We start from the raw sequence: 17578 nt of genomic DNA on the forward strand, positions 1-17578 counted from the left end.
CAGCAATCTCCATCAAGGCGCTGGTTGCGCCTCGACCGTGGTCATGCGCAAGTGAGCAAAGCCCAGCTTGCCAGCGGCATCCATCGCGGTAATAACCGACTGGTGGGCCGTTTTACCGTCTGCGCTAATGGTCAACGGCTGGCTGTAGTCACCCGCCGCTTCTTTTTCCAGCGCAGCGATCAGGCTTTGCAGATCACTCTTGAGCAGGGCCTTGCCATTGATTGAAAAACTACCGTCGGCAGCAATCAAGATCTCCAGCGGTTTAGTCTGGGCATCCTCTAACGGAGCCCCCGTAACCGCCTCGGGCAGATCGACCTTCATCTGGGTTTCGCGGGTGAACGTCGTGGTTACCACGAAAAACAACAGCAGGATAAACACCACATCAATCAGCGGCGCCAGATTGATATCGACGTTTTCCCGCGCTTTACGCCGGAACTTCACGCCTTATCTCCCCCCAGATCAACGTCGCGGTCGCCCTGCACCACCTCAACCAGCTTGATTGCTTCTTGCTCCATGCCCACCACCAACTCATCCACCCGGCGCTGCAGGTAACGGTGGAAGAACAGTGCAGGGATTGCCACGATCAAACCTGCCGCAGTGGTAATCAATGCTTTGGCGATACCACCCGCAAGCACCGGCGCATTGGCCATACCGGCGCCCATAAATGAACTGAAAATTTCGATCATCCCCAGCACAGTGCCGAGCAAACCGAGCAGCGGCGCAATACCCGCGATAGTGCCGAGGGCGTTGAGATAACGCTCCATATCGTGCACGACCCGAGCTGCGGCCTCTTCAATACACTCCTTCATGATCTCGCGACCATGCTTGGAGTTGGCCAGACCCGCAGCCAAAATCTCACCGAGCGGCGAATTAGCCCGCAGTTCTTTGAGTTTTTGGTTATTGAGTTTTTTATCTTTGATCCATTGCCAGACCTGACTCAACAAGTTTGGCGGGGTGACACGGCTAGGCCGCAACGTCCATAAGCGCTCCGCCACAATTGCAGCGGCAACGATAGAACACATGATGATCGGCAGCATGATCCAGCCGCCAGCTTTAACCAATTCCCACACGGTGGCGTATCCCCTCAACAAAATTGGCGTCACTCTAGCATAGGGCTGTGACCTCGCCGACCGTTGCTGTTCTCATTTTTCTCGCCAAAATCGCGGTATTTTGCGCATTCCTTGCGCTGGCACAAAAGAACCCAGCTCAATCATCACTGCGCCCTGCTCTACGGTATCGTAGAGCCTTGCACCGGAGAGTTGGTAACGCTGCACAACTGTTGGATGTGGGTGGCCATAGGCATTGTGCTTGCCACGACCTATCAACACCGAATGAGCTGCCACCGCATCGACAAACAATTGCGATGAAGAACTACGACTGCCGTGGTGCGGTGCCAACAACCACTGCGCCTGAACCTCCAGCCCACTGCGCACCAAGGCCTGTTCAGCCGCAGCGTCAATATCACCGGTAAGCAATAGCCGCTCACCCGCGGCCTCGACCATCAACACACAGGATGATGCATTGGACTGGGTTGCCTGCTGCCACTGCCATGTACGAAAACGCACCTGATCCCACTGCCAACTGGCGCTTACGCAGGGCTCAGCATCAAGTGATAGTGGCAACTGCGCGGACTGGCCGCTGATCACTTGCCCAACCGAGATGCCTTGCTGTATCGCCAACGCGCCACCGCTGTGGTCATTATCGGCATGGCTAATGAGCAGCCTATCCAACCGATCCAGCCCCAGCGTGCGCAGCGATGGCAACACCACTCGCTCACCAATATCAAAACCCGGCGAGCGCGCGCCCGTGTCGTAAAGCAGCGCATGCTCACGGGTTTGCACCACTATTGAGGAGCCCTGCCCTACATCAAACATGATGACCTGTGCGCGCCCTTCGGGCGGCCGCGGCCGCTCAGTAAACAATGCCGGCAGCACTAACAACCAAGCCAGACTTCGGCCAGGAATGCCCCGTGGCAATAACAGCAACAACAGCGCAATTGCCAGCAGCAACCAAGCCCACAACGGCAAACCAGAAGGTAGCCAAGCGGGTAACGCTGTAGCTGCAAACGTCAGAGAACGAAACAGCAGTTCAAGTAAGCCACCCGCCACACTCAGCAGCGTTGCGCCCAGCCAGGGTATCGGCAACAACACAGTACCTAGCAGTGCTAGCGGCACAATCACCAACCCCACCAGCGGCACAGCAAACAAATTGATCACAGGGCCGCTCATGCTCACCGGCAAGCCCAGCCCAAGCAAAAGCGGCAATAACCCCAGGGTCATCGCCCACTGAACGCGGGTTAACGATCGCCACCCGCTCAACCTGCCAAGACGCCCACCAAACACCAACATCAGCAAACCAGCGGCTCCGAATGACAGCCAAAAGCCAGGCTGCAAGCTAGCCAGTGGCTGCCACACCAGTATCAACAACATCGCCGACAGCAGCGGCATCAGCAAGCCAATATGCCGAAAGCGCCAGCGCCACAACAGCATAAAGCCCACCATCACACAGGCGCGCTGTACAGGAATATCAAAGCCTGCAAGTGCACCGTAGGTAACAGCCCCGGTAAAACTCAGCAAGCAGGCACATGGCAGCCAAGGCAACGCTCTTGGCCAGTAGCCACGCCGTGCCAAAGCGGCGACCAAGCCATAAAGCAGCGCGGCCAGCAGACCAATGTGCTGGCCTGAGATAACCATTAGATGAACAGTTCCGGTGTGCTGCAGCGTTCGCCAATCCTCACGGCTCATGCCTGAGCCATCGCCCAATACCAAGGCAACTATGGCACCCTCACGACCATAAGCGGGACTCGCCAAAATGCGCTGACGAAGCCGCTGCCGCCACGTCGCAACCCCTTCACCCGCACGGATTCGCTCACCTGCCTTGATGGTGCCGGTGCCGCCAATGCCCTGAGCCAGTAGCCACACTTCATAGTCAAATGACTGGGGGTTAACCAGGGCGTGGGGTCTTTTCAGGCGTACCGCCATGCGCCAGGTTTCGCCTGCGGCAAGCGGCGGGCCACCGAACCAGGACAACCGCAGTAATCTGGGCAATGTCGCCCGACGTGAAACAGCATTGGCCAGTTGAAAGCGCACAACCTTGCCGTCTTGCTCAGGCAAGCCCACCACGTCCCCTTGCAGCCACAGGGTATGCCCGTCCAATGCTGGGTTCAGGCGGTCATCAAGCGCCCACTGCGCGCAAACGCAGGCCCAAACGAAACCCAGCAAAAACAACGCGAGTAGCAACCGCTGACGCAGCACCAGCAGCCATGCACATAACAAACAAACGGCCAAAAACCATGGCGCAGGTAATTGCGGTATAAACCTTAACGTGAGTAGGCCCGCAATCAGCGCTATCATCGGTATGAGCATCATTGCCTGCCTTTGGATTTCTTCCGTGAAACCCGGCTTAATTGGTCGCGTTACAGACGGTCTTACAATCTGAAGCGGCAGTTTGTAATGAATATGTGCATAATATCGCCGCTTAAGCCTGCCAGAGAACCTTCATGCCGCGTCGTTTATTTAAGCGCTACATGCCTAACCCAGACCGAATTAAGGGCAATAAATCCCTGCGTTTTCTGGGAACGCTGATGCATGACCCCAACCTATGGCACCTCAATCGCCATTCAGTTTCACGGGCAATGGCAATTGGCCTTTTCTGGGCCATGATTCCAATGCCCATGCAGATGCTGGCAGCTGCGCTCACGGCTATTCCGGCACGCGCCAACATGCCAATATCCGTTGGTTTGGTCTGGCTGACCAACCCCCTGACCATGCCGCCGGTGTTTTATTGCAGCTATAAATTTGGTGCCTGGCTAACCGATACACCAACGCTGCACATTCCCGAACACGTAACCCTGGCCTGGGTTGGCCAGGTTCTGCAAACCCACTGGCAGCCCCTGTTTCTGGGCTCATTCACACTGGGTGCGATCCTTGCTGTTATCGGTTATTTCGCCACGAACGCCTACTGGCATTGGTGGGTAAAACACGCGTGGCGTAAACGCCAGGAGCGCCGCCGGGCCAAGAAGTCCAACTGATAGAAAAAGCCGCTCGTATGAGCGGCTTTTAGGTTGCGTGTAGCGCGATTACTCGTAACGTAACGCCTCAGCAGGTTGAATACGCGAGGCTCGCCACGACGGGTACAGCGTGGCCAGAAAGCTTAAGCCAAATGCTGCCGAACATATGAGCACTACATCAGTGAGCTGCAATTGCGACGGCAGATTGCTGATGAAGTACACATCAGAGCTGAACACATGCTGGCCGCTAACACGCTCAATCCAGCCAACCAACTCACTGACGTTGAGGGCGGCAATCACCCCAAGCACGCAACCAATCAAAGTCCCCACGGTGCCGATTACAGTACCTTGCACAATAAAGATGCCCATGATTTGCCGAGGCGTTGCGCCAATAGTGCGCAAGATGGCGATGTCCGCACCTTTATCTGCAACTACCATGATCAAGGTGGCGATGATGTTGAATGCCGCAACCGCAACAATCAGCAGCAGCAATAAACCAATCATGGTTTTTTCCATTTTCATCGCACTAAACAGACTGCCTTGGGTCTGTGTCCAGTCAGTGGCTCGATAATCAGCACCCAGACTGGCTGCAACCTGCGCAGAAACCTGTGGCGCGGCATAGAGGTCTTTCACTTTCAGGCGAACGCTCTGCACCTGTCCTGGCTTGTAGCGCTGTATATCCGCCGCATCGGCAACGTTAATCAGCGCTAAAGAGCTGTCGAGTTCGGCACCGACCTTAAAGATGCCAACCACATTCAAACGCTTCATGCGTGGGGTAATCCCCCCCGGCACAGAGCTGATTTCCGGGACAATCAGCGCCAGTTTGTCACCTATGTTCAAACGAAAACGGCGTGCGGTGATTTCACCGATAACCACACCGTATTCACCTGGTTTCAGGTCAGCCAATCGTCCTTTAACCATATGATCGCCGATGATCGAAACCTTAGGTTCTAGCTCTGGGTCGATCCCTTGCAGTTGAATGGGTTGCATGGCACCGCGAAACGACAACATACCCTCCAGTTCAGCAAAGGGCACGGCAGCTATCACCTTCGGATTTTTTTGCGCAGCATCCGCGACTGCCTTCCAGTCATCCAGCGGCGTAACGGCTGAGATGCTGGCGTGCGGAACCATGCCCAAAATCCGCGAACTCATCTCTCGCTGGAAGCCGTTCATTACTGACAGCACCACAATCATGGCCAACACACCGAGCGCCAGGCCAATCATCGACGTGAGCGAGATAAACGAAATAAAATGATTGCGGCGCTTGGCTCGCGTGTAGCGGGCGCCGATAAAGATACTCAGTGGGCGAAACATCAGTTAGCCACCAACTTGCCATCTTCAAGACGCAGGATACGGTCCATCTGTTGGGCCAACTCCAGGTCATGGGTCACCACCAGAAAGGCGGTTTGCGAAGAAATGCTCAGTTCGCGCATCAACTCCTGGATGCCTTCTGCGGTGTGGTGATCGAGGTTACCGGTCGGTTCGTCAAGCAACACCAACCCAGGCCGGTTAACCAGTGCGCGGGCGATGGCCACACGCTGACGCTCACCGCCCGACAGTTCCGCAGGTTTGTGCGACAGTCGATGGCCCAGCCCCACACGCTCAAGCAGGGCTGTAGCGCGCTGACGCGACTCACTGATGGAGGTACGCCCGATCAGCAGCGGCATGCACACGTTTTCCAGCGCAGTGAACTCAGGCAACAGATGGTGAAACTGATAAACAAACCCGAGCGCACGATTACGCAGCAAGCCGCGCTGTTTCTCGTTTAGGGCCGAGAGTTCTTCACCTGCCAACCAAACGCTGCCACTACTTGGCGTATCAAGGCCGCCAAGCATATTGAGCAAGGTACTTTTACCCGAGCCTGAGCTACCGACGATGGCTACGCGCTCGCCAGGAAACAACTCAAGCTGCAAATCATCCAGCACCACGACCGACTGCGGGCCTTCCTCGTAACGCTTGCTGAGGTTACGGCAACTTAGAACGGCCTGATCCTGCATAACGTGCTCACCCTTAATCTGATTACTCATAGCGCAACGCCTCTGCTGGCTGGGTGCGCGCAGCACGCCAAGCCGGGTACAAGGTGGCGAGGAAACTCAAGACCAACGCAGCCGCACAGACCTGAATTACATCTGCCGGCAATAATTGCGAAGGTAAATAGTCGATGAAATAGACGTCGGCATTAAGAAATTTAATGCCCAGTAAATGCTCGAGGCCAGCAATTGCGGCACTGACGTTAAGCGCAGCAAAGATGCCCAGCACCGCGCCAATCGCAGTGCCAAATACGCCAATTACAGTACCCTGCACCATAAATATGCGCATGATCTGCCCTGGCGTCGCGCCGAGGGTACGCAGAATCGCGATGTCGCCCTTTTTATCATTCACCACCATCACCAAAGTGGAGATGATATTGAAGGCGGCGACTGCAACAATCAGCAGCAGCAACAGGCCGATCATGGCTTTTTCCATGCGGATCGCCTGATACAGATTACCGTGAGTGCGCGTCCAATCGCGGGCGTAATACTCACCATCCCCCAGATGTTGCGATATCTGCCAAGCCGTGCGTGGCGCCTGGAACAAGTCAGCAAACTTCAAGCGAATACCTTGCACCTGCCCTGACTTCCAGCGCTGCAAGCGCGCCAGATCATCGATATGGGTCATGGCCACATAGCCATCAATCTCGCCGGCACCCACATGGAAGATACCCACCACAGTGAAGCGCTTGAGCCGAGGAAACATCCCGGCGGGCGTGACCGTCATCTCAGGTGAGACAAAGGTAATTTTTTCGCCAATACCGACCCCGAGCTTTTTCGCAGCGTTATCACCGATAACAATGCCAAACTCACCGGAGGCCAACGCCTGCAAGCTACCCTGTTTAAAGAAGTTGCCAATAATCGAAACATTGGCCTCTTGCTTTGGGTCGATGGCGTTAATCAGAATTTTTTGCACTTTGCCGTCATGGGTCAGCAACCCTTGCATCTGACTAAAGGGGGCAACCGCCAAGACTTGCGGATTTTCCTTAGCCTTTTCAGCCAGGCTGCGCCAATCATCAATTGGCGTCGGGCTTTCAATTGTGGCGTGGGGCACCATGCCCAGCACCCGTGAGCGCATCTCATGATCGAAGCCGTTCATCACCGACAAGACCACAATCATCACCAGCACACCCAGTGCCAGTCCGATCATGGAGGTCAGAGAAATAAACGAAACAAAATGATTGCGACGTTTGGCGCGGGTGTATCGCGTACCGATAAATACGAACAGGGGTTTGAACATTTTTGAGGGCTTGTTCGAAGAAAAGAGAAACGTCCATGTGGCGAGGTTGGGTCAGCAGCCTTACACTCAGACAACCACTGCAGCCACGGGTTCGCCATGTCGACTCAAGATGATCAAGATCGCCGTGAATACTATCGTATCGAAGATACCATAGCACTGGAATTTAGCCGCCTTTCTGAGAGTGAAGCGCTGGCAACTGAAGCACTGCATGACAGCTCACCCTTGTTCAATCTGCTCAGTGAGCTGCATATTCTCGACTTTGAATCCCAGCATCTGCTGCGCCATATCACTGAGCGAGACCGCACCCTAGCCAGCTATTTAAAGGTGATGAACAAGCGAATCGACATGCTTGGGCAAACCGTAGCACAGAGCCTGCTGGGCGATATTGGCCCGCCGCAAAAAGTGACTATTTCCGAAGGTGGGATCAATTTCAATAGTGCCCAAGCGGTTGAGACAGGGACACACCTTGCAATTAAATTAGTGCTCATGCCACAAGCATTGGGACTGCTACTGCGCGCCAAAGTCATTCATTGCCTGACGTCCAACGATGGCCTCTATGAAATCGGCACTGAGTTCGAATCGTTGACCGACGCACAGCGCCAGTTACTCGCAAGGCATATCCTTCAACGCCAAGCTTTCGAGCGCCGCCAAGCCCTTGAACAGCCCGATACCGATCCAACCTGAGGTATTCACGTGAAGACTGTGCCTGTGCCGCGCCTGTTAGTCGTGCTGAGCCTGATGCTGCCCTTGAGCAGCTTCGCGCAAACCCTGACTATCCCAATTGGCCAACAAGGTGACGCAAACCAGACGCAACCATTGCCCAAACGCGGTGAGTCACGCAGCGCGGTGCTTGATCGCTATGGACTGGCCGACGAAGAACACAAACCGGTTGGCCAGCCACCGATCACCCGCTGGGACTACCGTGAGTTCAGCGTGTATTTCGAGTACGACCACGTAGTTGACAGCGTACGGCACTTGCCCGTGCATCCCGTGCAGTAGCGCACCCCCCGCTTGACCGGCGATGAATCTGGCTTTATCAATAGGGCATCGCTGACACTGTTTTCAGCTGCTAGCTGCAGAACTCAACCATTGTGGCGATCTGCGCCTAACCTGACGAGATTCTACGCGGCAACGCGACTCGCGACGAAACGGGAACAAAGGAGCAACTGTGACGCTGATCTATGGACACCGCGGCGCAAAAGGCGAAGCACCAGAAAACACCCTAACCAGCTTCCAGCGCTGCTTGGAGCATGGCGTCAATCGCTGCGAACTTGACCTGCACTTATCACGTGACGGCGAGCTAATGGTCATTCACGACCCGACCCTAAAACGCACCACAGGACATCGTGGCAAGGTGGTCGAGCACGATGCAGATGAACTGGTTAACTATGACGCCCGCAAAGGTGGGCCGGGCTGGGTCAAACCCTGCCCCATTCCACGGTTGAGCGAACTCTTCGACAAATGCGCCTTCGAGCACTGGCAGTTGGAAGTCAAAAGCGCCTCAAAAGTCCGTGCGGCACGTACAGTTGAAGCCATCGCCAAACTGGCTGAACAGTTCGGCATTAGCGATAAGGTCACGGTCACTTCAAGCTCACGGGAAGTGCTTAGCGCGCTCAAACGCCTCGCCCCACAGCTTTCACGGGGGCTGGTAGCAGAGTATTCCTGGCTCGACCCGATCAAGGTTGCTCAACATTATGGCTGCGAATACCTGGCGCTTAACTGGACATTGTGCACCCCCGAACGCTTGGCTAAAGCTCAAAAAGCTGGTTTGCACGTCTCCGTCTGGACGGTAAACGAACCCGCACTGATGCGCCGACTCGCTGACTTTGGTGTCGACAGCATCATCACCGACTTTCCCGGTGTCGCCGTCAAGAGCCTCAAGGACTTGAACCCGGCAACGCGCTAAAACCCTGACCTGCTCGCATGCCGAGCAGGTCCATTACAAAGCACGCTGCGTTAACGCCAGTACAGGTGCATGAACATCCATTTTTATGTTACGTTATAACCTATCTTATATTTAATTTCGTCAGCCAACGGAATCCATATGAACACCATTGCTCACCCCGCACACTCCTGCCTGACAGAGGAGCAGCTGCTCAAACAACCCGCCGATGCCTATATGAATCAAGCCCAGCAAGCATTCTTTGAGGCCCTGCTAAGAAACCAGCGCTCAGAACTGCAAGTGCAAATCGAAGCAGAAATACAGGTGCTGCGTGAGCAGGAACCCAATAGCGACCCGATGGATATCGGTAGCGCAGAAGAACAACGGCAGTGGCAATTGCGCCTGCTTGAGCGCGAGAAAAAGCTGCTCAACAAGATCGATCAAGCACTTGAGCGTCTTGCTCGCGCCGAATACGGCTGGTGCAGAGAAACGGGCGAACCCATTGGTCTCAAACGCTTACTTTTTCGGCCTACAGCCTCGCTCAGCGTTGAGGCAAAAGAGCGACAAGAGCTGAAAGAAAGACACCTGCGCGAAGCATAAACCAGTCCCTCACCCCAAGCGCTATGCAGATAGACTCAATGAACAATCAGGCCACTATCTCCCAGAACCTGAATCCCCAGACCATGCCGGACATCGCAGCGCAACCGACTCCCGCGGCCCAAACGCTGGACTGGGTGGGCATGTGCAATATCGATATTCCATTATTTTTTGATGGGCAACGTACAGCTGCCAAAGTAAACGCCGGAGTGAGCCTGGATGATGAAACGACTCGCGGCATTCATATGTCACGCCTGTATTTAGCGTTACAAAGGCTGACACATCAACCGCTTGCACCGGCGTTGCTTGAAAGCATTTTAGGCGACTTTCTACTTAGCCACAGCGGACTATCGCAGCATGCTTCACTGAGCATAAGCCTTGACTGGATGACTCAGCGCGCCGCACTGGTCAGTGATTTATCCGGGTGGAGATCCTACCCGGTTACCATTGACGCCACGCTTGACGCTAACGGCCTGCGCCTTGAGCTTGGACTGACCCTTACCTACTCCTCAACCTGCCCCTGCTCGGCAGCACTTGCACGACAGTTGATACAGCAACGCTTTGCTGAAGACTTCAGCGCAACGCCCATCGATTATGAGCGAATCCATGACTGGCTCGGCAGCACTAACGGCATCGTTGCCACGCCGCACAGCCAGCGCAGCACCGCCCACATACAACTGCGCTTGCAGCAACACATCACGGATTTTACTGTGCAGGCGGTAATTGACTGCGCAGAAAAAGCATTGGAAACGGCCGTACAAACTGCCGTCAAACGCGCAGATGAACAAGCATTCGCCCTCGCCAACGGCCAAAATTTGATGTTTTGCGAGGACGCGGCACGACGCCTTAGCCGGGTCTTACACGAATACCCAGGCACTGCTGGTTTCAAGCTCAAGGTCATTCACGCAGAAAGTTTGCATGCCCATGATGCCGTCGCTGAAAGCAGTTGGCGCTGGGCTTAATCACGCACCTAGCGGACATTCGCCAGTCATTGAGAACCCGACCAGTTATTAGATCAGCCGGGCATAATCTTAAGTCATCATACAACAATATTTAATTAATTAATTTAAATCATATGTTTACGATTATAAAATTTACAAAACGCGCCATATACCTTTAAGTCATCGTACATCTTGTATTCTTGTCTCTACCGCACACCATTACTGCGGGCTAACAAAAACAAAAGGGACACCCAATGAACGATAAGCAACTCATCGGCAACTCTCGTCGCCAGTTCCTCAAGCAATCCCTCGCCTGCTCCGCTGCCGCAGTCAGCATTGGTTCTTTATTGCCACAATTAGCACGCGCAGCAGAACCGCTAAGCGCACGCTACCCAGACCCGGCAGTAACAGCACTGGATGACAGCTTTCTCGACTTGCGCCTGTTCAATGCTAGCGTCGAGAAACTCGCAACCGGATTGCGTTGGGCGGAAGGCCCAGTTTGGTTTGGCGCGGGTCGCTACCTGCTGCTCAGTGACATTCCCAACAACCGCATCATGCGCTGGGATGAAATCAGCCAATCACTGGGTGTTTACAGAGACCAATCAAACTTCTCCAACGGCCTGACCTGTGACAACCAAGGTCGCTTGATCGCCTGTGAAGGCTCGACCACCCATGAGCTTGGACGCCGCGTGACTCGCACCGAGCACGACGGCAGCATCACTGTGTTGGCCGACAATTTTGAAGGTAAACGCTTTAACTCACCCAATGACATCGTGGTTAAGCGTGATGGCTCAGTCTGGTTCACCGACCCACCGTTTCAGTCCGGCAATGAATATGAGGGCCACAAGATCCAGACTGAATTGCCCCATGGGGTTTACCGCATTGATGGCGAAACGCTGAAAATAACCCGGGTGATCGACGACCTGGCCGGGCCCAATGGCTTGTGCTTCTCGCCTGATGAGAAGGCACTCTATATCGTCGAAGGTCGGGCCAAGCCGAACCGCCTGGTTTGGGCCTACCCAGTCAATGCCGACGGCACACTTGGCACCCGCAGCAAACACATAGAAGCCAGCGCCTATGGTGCCCTCGACGGTATCAAATGTGACGAAGCAGGAAACCTGTGGTGCGGTTGGGGCAGTAACGGTTCACCGCAAGGCAAGCCAGAAGAGCTTGATGGTGTGCGGGTATTCAACCCACAGGGCAAAGCCATAGGCCATATATCCCTGCCGGAACGCTGCGCAAACCTGTGTTTCGGGGGGCCACAAGGCAACCGTTTATTTATGGCCAGCAGTCACTCGATCTACTCGGTTTTCGTCAATACTCGCGGTGCCACCTTGGTTAAATAAACTTGAGGCCACGACCCGCAAGTCGTGGCCTTTCCGACCGAGAACAGCAGCGGCAATGGGCTCAAACATACAGCCCACCGCCCAGAGGCTCAGCGCATCCAGTTGCCCTGCGCGCGCCTAGATACCACTAAACCAGTTGTAACCTTGATCTTCCCAATACCCGCCCGGATTATCATTGCTGACAAATATTTCAACGATGTGTTTGGGGTTTTTGAAGCCTAGCTTGGTCGGCACGCGAACCCGTAGCGGATAGCCATACTCGGGCGGCAAGGCGACTTCAGCGTAATCCAGTGCCAGCAGGGTTTGGGGGTGTAAAGCAGTCGGCATATCGAGACTTGAGTAATACCGATCAGCACACTTGAAACCAACAAACTTGGCGGTAATATCAGCACCGACATGCTCAAGAAACGTCCTTAAGGGCACCCCGCCCCACTGCCCGATTGCGCTCCAGCCTTCAACGCAGATCAAACGTGTGATATCAGTTCTTTGCGGCAGATGACGCAAGCCTTGAAGGGTCCACGGCTTCTTGTCGCGCACCAAACCGGATACGGCAAGCCTGTAATCAGATAGATCCAGCTCAGGTATATCGTCTTCGCCATAGAATGCATTGAATGGAAATGGCGTAGTCATTTGCGCCTTGCTGTATGTCGGTGCCAGTTTCTGCCCGCTGAACAACCAGGCTTGAACTCGATCATTCCAGCGCGACATTGCCCACAGCACCTTGTCCACTTGGTCGCCATCCTGCAGGTTGCAACCCGTCAGCATCGCCATCGCACCGACGGTCAAACCACCCCGCAGGAAATTACGGCGCTGTAGGCTTTGCAACTGAAGTTGCTGGGCGGGCTCAAGCTTAATGCGCTCAATCGCGCGTTTTTTGGGCTCAATCATGGCAGACTCTCCCCACCTTTTATGGGCTTTGAACCGCCGGTGACCATAGCCAACAGGGTCTTCGGTACGAGCAACACCAATGTCAAATGGACAACGACAAAGCCGCCAATAACCGCCATTGCAGCGAAATGTACGTAGCGTGCTACGTCATAACCCCCCAACAGCGTCACCAATTCTTGAAGTTGAATAGGCTTCCAGATCGCCAGCCCGGAGAGCACGACCAACACACCGGCCGCCAACACCAACCAATACATCAGCCGCTGCACCGCGTTGTAGACACCCTTCTCGTGCACCAACCGCAAACGCAACGCATCGGTCAGATCATGCTTAACCGCCTGCACGCTGATGGGCAAGAAATCATGTTTGAAATGACGGCTGATCAGACCGTAAAGCACGTAGATCAGACCGTTGATAAACAGCAACCACATAAATGCAAAGTGCCAGGCCAGTGCACCGCCAAGCCAGCCACCCACCGTCAATTGGGCCGGAAATCTGAATGCAAATAACGGCGCGGCGTTATAAATCGCCCAACCGCTCATAAACATACAGACCATGCAGACGGCGTTGATCCAATGCGTCAAGCGAACTGGCCAGGCATGGATTGGTTTTTTAGTCATGGTTTTCCCTGCCGAAGAAATGATGTAAAAGCTGGAGCGCTCCCCAAGGAGCCGCTCCACTATTCACAGCCGATCACATAGGCGGCTGGAAACCATTTTTACCAACGGCAACACCGCGTGCGGTTTTGCCATCTTCAGCCGGGAATACAACAATTTTCGCGCCCTTGGTCAGCTCATCGACGCTGCCTGGCTCTACATACGCGATGGGTACGTCATTGGGCACCACCAACTGCTTCTCGCCGCCCTTGTAATTGACGGTCAAGGTACGGCCGTTGGCTTTGGACAGTTTTCCGACAGTGCCATTGGTCATGGTCCCGGTGCTGCCATCCGCATTCTCCCAACCGTAATGGCCTTCGCCACTGCCTTTGAGACTTGCCTCGAACACCGTGACTTCTAACGCCTTCAGCGTACCGTCAGCCTGAGGGATGGCTGCAGAACCGACGAAGCTGTCGGCTTTGATCGAATCAATATCAGCCTTTGATACCCGCTTAAAGCCGGTCTTGTCAGTCAAGCCGATGGTCTTTTGCGCGCCGGAACGGTTGGTGAAGGTCAAAGTATGGTTGCTGACACTTTCAACAGTGCCGCGCAGTGGCTTGACTACCGGCATATCAGCCGCTGTAGCCATGACTGCGGCACTGAGCATCAGTACACCGAAGGTAGTGGACAGAGCAGTATTGAGCTTCATTACGATGATTCCTCATGGGTTTAAGTGCCTCCATCCTCTGCCGCAGACCGGGCCACCACGATGACCGCCGGATGACATTTTTGTCATTCACGGAGACCTCCAAGCAAATGACAAAAATGTCACCAACAGCAGGCGCGCATATCGTTACACTTCAACCGACGCCACGGGCTAAATCCCGTTACCGAGAGATTCGAGCGCCCCTGACGATGCATATTTTGCTGATCGAAGACGACACTAAAACCGGTGAGTACCTGAAAAAGGGGCTTGGCGAGTCTGGCTACAACGTAGACTGGACCCAGCACGGAGCAGATGGCCTGCATCTGGCGCTGCAAACCACTTATGACCTGATCGTGCTGGATGTGATGCTGCCCGGCATAGACGGTTTTCAGATCATCGAGTTACTGCGCGCCAAACAGGATGTACCCGTGCTGTTTCTAACGGCCCGTGATCAACTGCACGACCGCATCCGTGGGCTGGAGCTTGGGGCGGATGACTATCTGGTAAAGCCCTTCTCTTTCACCGAACTGCTGTTGCGCATTCGCACCATCTTGCGGCGTGGCGTAGTCCGTGAAGCCGACCACTTCCATCTCGCCGATTTGGAGCTGGACCTGGTGCGCAGACGCGTCACTCGTCAGCAACAGGTGATAGCGCTGACCAACAAAGAGTTCGCGCTATTGCACCTGTTTCTACGCCGTGAAGGTGATGTGCTGTCTCGGGCGCAGATTGCCTCAGAAGTCTGGGATATGAATTTCGACAGTGATACCAATGTCGTTGATGTAGCAGTCAAGCGTCTGCGCAGCAAGATCGATCAGCCCTACCCGATCAAGCTGATCCATACCATCCGCGGCATCGGTTATGTATGCGAGGTGCGCTCATGCGAGCCCGACGCCAGCCCTCTCTAACACTGCGCTCTACCTTGGCATTTGCGTTGGTGGCGATGCTAACGGTGGGCGCGGCGGGGCTTTATTTATACGAGTCGATGAAAGCCTCGGTGCTGATGAGAAGCGATCACGCGGTACTCGCACGCCTGGATCATTTTCGCAAATTGCTGCATTACGAATTACCTGTTGAGAAATTGCGCGAGAACCCGCAGATACTCAAAAACATGCTCTACAGCGAAGACGATATCTTCATCATTGGTGAGCCTGATCAACAGCCGGTCATCAGGGTCAACCCGCTGAACGCTACGCTACCGGACTTTCCAGAAACCAATACTGGAGCAACGCTGAGCGTCGATGACCTGCGCAGTGGCGTGACGGCATCGGGAGCACCTTTGCGCGCCGCGACCCTGATAACCACCTCAGGTGGCCGCGAAGTACGCCTCACTGCCGCCCATGTGATGTCCAGAGAAATGGCGATGCTCGAGTCATTTCGCCAGCGTATTTACCTCGCCGTAAGCCTGGCCTTTCTGCTGACCGCGTTACTCGGCTACATACTCCTGCGGCGCGGCTTGCGGCCATTACGTGAAATGGCAGAGCATGCGGCAAACATCACGCCTCAACGGCTCGACAGCAGAATGGACAGCGCAGAAACGCCGATTGAACTGCAACAACTAAGCGACGCCTACAACGCCATGCTCGATCGCCTCGCCAACGGCTATCAGCGTCTCACACAGTTTTCCGCTGACTTGGCACACGAGATACGCACGCCGGTTGGCTCATTGATGGGACACTGCCAAGTCGCACTGCGCCAGAGTCGCAGCGAAGACGAATACCAGGCCTTGCTGGCCTCAAATCTCGAAGAGCTGGAACGCATTTCACGCATAGTCGAGAGCATATTGTTCCTCGCCCGCGCTGACGAAGCCCAATCTGTCGTCAAACGCGAACCGCTGTCTCTACATGACGAGCTACAGCGCATCGCCGGTTATTTTGAAGGCCTCGCCGAAGAGCGGCAAATGACCCTGCAAACCTCCGGTGACGGCACCCTTAAAGCGGACCCACTGCTATTGCGCCGAGCCCTGAGCAATTTGGTCGCCAACGCTATTCGCTACGCCAACGAAGGCAGCGAGATTCTGATGCGCGTCGTTGCAGCCGACGGCGGCTGGCAGATCGATGTTGAGAATCAGGGCCCAGTGCTAAGCGACGAAACATTGCGCAAGGTGTTCGACCGATTCTATCGCGGCGACGCCTCACGCCATCAAGGCTCCGACTCATATGGCTTGGGCCTGACTATTGTCGTGGCGATCATGCAACTGCATGGCGGCGAAGCCAGCGTGATACAGCCCAAGCCAGGCACTATCCGCTTCTCGCTGTTTTTCCCCACAGCCTGAACGCCCAAAGAACTGGCTTGGTCACTGGTCTATATGCTCAGGACACAGAAGCCTTAGCACTCACCCCCGTTGCGCAAACAAATAACTCACGCCATATAAGAGTGTCGTACAGGGAGGGAAACGACCTACCAAGTCGTGGTAAAAGCTTGTACAAATCTAGGTTGTCGACTTGTGATGACGGTGTGCCCCAAGAAAAAGCCGCCTTTCGGCGGCTGGCATGCACTTAAGCAAGCTGACTAAAAGACATTTGCGTATCGGCATAATCGCTTGAACCTGAACCTACTTGCTGAGCCATCCATGGGTTGGATTTCTGCCCATCATTACCACCACTGATTGCCACTTCGGATCGCTCTTTTATGCGCTGCACGATCTTTTCTTCGACAGCGGTCTGCTGCTCAGGGGGCATGGCATCCAGTTCTTCCTCGGTCAGCCCTAACTCTTTGAGGATGCTATCGCGCATCTTCTCGGCTGGGGTCATGTCCATGTACTTCTTGAACTCATCGAGCGCTGCGCTACCACTCCCGCTCGAGCTTTCTGTAAGCAGACTGCTCTCGGCCGTGCCAATGCCTAGGTTCTGCATGCCTAACCGAAGCTTGGCAAACCCATCATCAACCGCTTGCGCGGCTTGGTAAGACTCAACGTTATCCTCACGCGGGAGCTTGGATGCAATAGCCGCGTTGGCCTTAGGAAGGGAAAACAGCGCGTCCTCACGAAAAGCACTTTGGCCCTTCGTACCCACGGACGACAACCCGCTATAACCTCCCAGAGTACCGATGCCTCCGATCGTACTCATTCTCGCCTCCTTCATTGAATGCGCACTGTGCGCAACTACCTTAGGGAACCTCTGAATACTACTGTGCTACCTTTTCAGAGACTCTATAGAGCAAAACCCGCACCAACCCCAAAAAGCGTATTATTTTCAATTGGTTAATTTACAAATGCGTGAGTCATCGTAAACTGGGTGGCAATGCGTAGCCGGTCTGGGGCAAGTGTGTGCCGCCATCTCAACTTCAACCCCAAGTAACCGTTGAGGAAGTACTGCGCTAGGTATTACCGAGGCAGCCCGTGAGGCGT

General features: G+C 54.7%; 19 protein-coding genes. 9 read left to right on the top strand and 10 right to left on the bottom strand.

Translation table 11 applies throughout. The features are described from left to right. Nucleotides 1–12 precede the first annotated feature (12 nt). From ACIGCM_RS00670 to ACIGCM_RS00680, 3 genes are all read right to left on the bottom strand, one after another. Nucleotides 13–441: an ExbD/TolR family protein gene (locus tag ACIGCM_RS00670; RefSeq protein WP_397500131.1), complete on the bottom strand. Its 429-nt coding sequence runs from the start codon at nucleotides 439–441 to the stop codon at nucleotides 13–15. After that, complete coding sequence (locus ACIGCM_RS00675) at nucleotides 438–1070, bottom strand: MotA/TolQ/ExbB proton channel family protein (protein WP_397500132.1); 633 nt, start codon at nucleotides 1068–1070, stop codon at nucleotides 438–440. Before ACIGCM_RS00675 ends, ACIGCM_RS00670 begins: the two co-directional genes overlap by 4 nt. A gap of 72 nt (nucleotides 1071–1142) precedes the next feature. Continuing rightward, nucleotides 1143–3353: a DNA internalization-related competence protein ComEC/Rec2 gene (locus ACIGCM_RS00680; RefSeq protein ID WP_397501072.1), complete on the bottom strand. Its 2211-nt coding sequence runs from the start codon at nucleotides 3351–3353 to the stop codon at nucleotides 1143–1145. A 146-nt stretch (nucleotides 3354–3499) separates the two neighbouring features. Here ACIGCM_RS00680 and ACIGCM_RS00685 point away from each other — a divergent pair, with 146 nt between their 5' ends. After that, entirely contained in the window at nucleotides 3500–4030 is a 531-nt protein-coding gene (locus ACIGCM_RS00685; RefSeq protein ID WP_397500133.1) for a DUF2062 domain-containing protein, read from the top strand. Nucleotides 4031–4078: 48 nt separating this feature from the next. Here ACIGCM_RS00685 and ACIGCM_RS00690 read toward each other — a convergent pair whose 3' ends face one another. Genes ACIGCM_RS00690 through ACIGCM_RS00700 form a run of 3 tightly spaced genes read right to left on the bottom strand, consistent with a single transcriptional unit; the run spans nucleotide 4079 to nucleotide 7279 of the window. Further along, on the bottom strand, nucleotides 4079–5323 hold the full coding sequence (locus ACIGCM_RS00690) for a lipoprotein-releasing ABC transporter permease subunit (protein WP_397500134.1): 1245 nt from the start codon (nucleotides 5321–5323) through the stop codon (nucleotides 4079–4081). Continuing rightward, nucleotides 5323–6006, bottom strand: a complete 684-nt coding sequence (gene lolD, locus ACIGCM_RS00695; RefSeq protein ID WP_397501073.1) for a lipoprotein-releasing ABC transporter ATP-binding protein LolD — start codon at nucleotides 6004–6006, stop codon at nucleotides 5323–5325. The genes ACIGCM_RS00690 and lolD overlap by 1 nt, the downstream gene beginning before the upstream one ends. Before the next feature lie 22 nt (nucleotides 6007–6028). Next, nucleotides 6029–7279 (bottom strand): lipoprotein-releasing ABC transporter permease subunit, encoded by a 1251-nt coding sequence (locus ACIGCM_RS00700; protein WP_397500135.1) that lies wholly within the window; start codon nucleotides 7277–7279, stop codon nucleotides 6029–6031. Nucleotides 7280–7375: 96 nt separating this feature from the next. On the opposite strand from ACIGCM_RS00700, the gene ACIGCM_RS00705 reads away from it, so the two are divergent. From ACIGCM_RS00705 to ACIGCM_RS00730, 6 genes are all read left to right on the top strand, one after another. Beyond that, nucleotides 7376–7963, top strand: coding sequence for a PilZ domain-containing protein (locus ACIGCM_RS00705; RefSeq protein WP_397500136.1), 588 nt, complete (start codon nucleotides 7376–7378; stop codon nucleotides 7961–7963). A 24-nt stretch (nucleotides 7964–7987) separates the two neighbouring features. Then, on the top strand, nucleotides 7988–8278 hold the full coding sequence (locus tag ACIGCM_RS00710) for a phosphodiesterase (protein ID WP_397501074.1): 291 nt from the start codon (nucleotides 7988–7990) through the stop codon (nucleotides 8276–8278). A 169-nt stretch (nucleotides 8279–8447) separates the two neighbouring features. Beyond that, nucleotides 8448–9185, top strand: coding sequence for a glycerophosphodiester phosphodiesterase (locus ACIGCM_RS00715; RefSeq protein ID WP_397500137.1), 738 nt, complete (start codon nucleotides 8448–8450; stop codon nucleotides 9183–9185). A 171-nt stretch (nucleotides 9186–9356) separates the two neighbouring features. Further along, nucleotides 9357–9761: an RNA polymerase-binding protein DksA gene (gene dksA / locus ACIGCM_RS00720; RefSeq protein WP_397501075.1), complete on the top strand. Its 405-nt coding sequence runs from the start codon at nucleotides 9357–9359 to the stop codon at nucleotides 9759–9761. Nucleotides 9762–9829: 68 nt separating this feature from the next. Next, nucleotides 9830–10720: a GTP cyclohydrolase FolE2 gene (folE2, locus tag ACIGCM_RS00725; protein WP_397501076.1), complete on the top strand. Its 891-nt coding sequence runs from the start codon at nucleotides 9830–9832 to the stop codon at nucleotides 10718–10720. Nucleotides 10721–10953: 233 nt separating this feature from the next. Next, complete coding sequence (locus ACIGCM_RS00730) at nucleotides 10954–12045, top strand: SMP-30/gluconolactonase/LRE family protein (protein WP_397500138.1); 1092 nt, start codon at nucleotides 10954–10956, stop codon at nucleotides 12043–12045. 117 nt (nucleotides 12046–12162) lie between these two features. Here ACIGCM_RS00730 and ACIGCM_RS00735 read toward each other — a convergent pair whose 3' ends face one another. From ACIGCM_RS00735 to ACIGCM_RS00745, 3 genes are all read right to left on the bottom strand, one after another. Then, complete coding sequence (locus ACIGCM_RS00735) at nucleotides 12163–12933, bottom strand: molybdopterin-dependent oxidoreductase (RefSeq protein ID WP_397500139.1); 771 nt, start codon at nucleotides 12931–12933, stop codon at nucleotides 12163–12165. Next, complete coding sequence (locus ACIGCM_RS00740) at nucleotides 12930–13550, bottom strand: cytochrome b/b6 domain-containing protein (RefSeq protein ID WP_397500140.1); 621 nt, start codon at nucleotides 13548–13550, stop codon at nucleotides 12930–12932. Before ACIGCM_RS00740 ends, ACIGCM_RS00735 begins: the two co-directional genes overlap by 4 nt. Before the next feature lie 73 nt (nucleotides 13551–13623). Beyond that, nucleotides 13624–14235, bottom strand: a complete 612-nt coding sequence (locus ACIGCM_RS00745; protein WP_397500141.1) for a hypothetical protein — start codon at nucleotides 14233–14235, stop codon at nucleotides 13624–13626. Nucleotides 14236–14441: 206 nt separating this feature from the next. Here ACIGCM_RS00745 and ACIGCM_RS00750 point away from each other — a divergent pair, with 206 nt between their 5' ends. Both ACIGCM_RS00750 and ACIGCM_RS00755 read left to right on the top strand, forming a co-directional pair. Continuing rightward, entirely contained in the window at nucleotides 14442–15137 is a 696-nt protein-coding gene (locus tag ACIGCM_RS00750) for a heavy metal response regulator transcription factor (RefSeq protein WP_397501077.1), read from the top strand. Further along, a complete protein-coding gene (locus ACIGCM_RS00755) occupies nucleotides 15110–16504 on the top strand; it encodes a heavy metal sensor histidine kinase (protein WP_397500142.1) in 1395 nt (464 codons plus the stop codon). The genes ACIGCM_RS00750 and ACIGCM_RS00755 overlap by 28 nt, the downstream gene beginning before the upstream one ends. 223 nt (nucleotides 16505–16727) lie before the next feature. Here the strand turns inward: ACIGCM_RS00755 and ACIGCM_RS00760 are convergent, their stop codons facing one another. After that, complete coding sequence (locus ACIGCM_RS00760; RefSeq protein ID WP_397500143.1) at nucleotides 16728–17297, bottom strand: hypothetical protein; 570 nt, start codon at nucleotides 17295–17297, stop codon at nucleotides 16728–16730. Nucleotides 17298–17578 lie beyond the last annotated feature (281 nt).

It is taken from the genome of Pseudomonas sp. NPDC078700, from assembly GCF_044542375.1.
Taxonomy (GTDB): domain Bacteria; phylum Pseudomonadota; class Gammaproteobacteria; order Pseudomonadales; family Pseudomonadaceae; genus Aquipseudomonas.

What these genes read in the sequence shown, in the direction of transcription:
- ACIGCM_RS00680 (WP_397501072.1), bottom strand. Translation starts at nt 3,353, where the DNA reads ATGATAGCGCTGATTGCGGGCCTACTCACGTTAAGGTTTATACCGCAA.
- ACIGCM_RS00685 (WP_397500133.1), top strand. Translation starts at nt 3,500, where the DNA reads ATGCCGCGTCGTTTATTTAAGCGCTACATGCCTAACCCAGACCGAATT.
- ACIGCM_RS00690 (WP_397500134.1), bottom strand. Translation starts at nt 5,323, where the DNA reads ATGTTTCGCCCACTGAGTATCTTTATCGGCGCCCGCTACACGCGAGCC.
- lolD (WP_397501073.1), bottom strand. Translation starts at nt 6,006, where the DNA reads ATGCAGGATCAGGCCGTTCTAAGTTGCCGTAACCTCAGCAAGCGTTAC.
- ACIGCM_RS00700 (WP_397500135.1), bottom strand. Translation starts at nt 7,279, where the DNA reads ATGTTCAAACCCCTGTTCGTATTTATCGGTACGCGATACACCCGCGCC.
- ACIGCM_RS00705 (WP_397500136.1), top strand. Translation starts at nt 7,376, where the DNA reads ATGTCGACTCAAGATGATCAAGATCGCCGTGAATACTATCGTATCGAA.
- ACIGCM_RS00730 (WP_397500138.1), top strand. Translation starts at nt 10,954, where the DNA reads ATGAACGATAAGCAACTCATCGGCAACTCTCGTCGCCAGTTCCTCAAG.
- ACIGCM_RS00735 (WP_397500139.1), bottom strand. Translation starts at nt 12,933, where the DNA reads ATGATTGAGCCCAAAAAACGCGCGATTGAGCGCATTAAGCTTGAGCCC.
- ACIGCM_RS00740 (WP_397500140.1), bottom strand. Translation starts at nt 13,550, where the DNA reads ATGACTAAAAAACCAATCCATGCCTGGCCAGTTCGCTTGACGCATTGG.
- ACIGCM_RS00745 (WP_397500141.1), bottom strand. Translation starts at nt 14,235, where the DNA reads ATGAAGCTCAATACTGCTCTGTCCACTACCTTCGGTGTACTGATGCTC.
- ACIGCM_RS00750 (WP_397501077.1), top strand. Translation starts at nt 14,442, where the DNA reads ATGCATATTTTGCTGATCGAAGACGACACTAAAACCGGTGAGTACCTG.
- ACIGCM_RS00755 (WP_397500142.1), top strand. Translation starts at nt 15,110, where the DNA reads ATGCGAGCCCGACGCCAGCCCTCTCTAACACTGCGCTCTACCTTGGCA.
- ACIGCM_RS00760 (WP_397500143.1), bottom strand. Translation starts at nt 17,297, where the DNA reads ATGAGTACGATCGGAGGCATCGGTACTCTGGGAGGTTATAGCGGGTTG.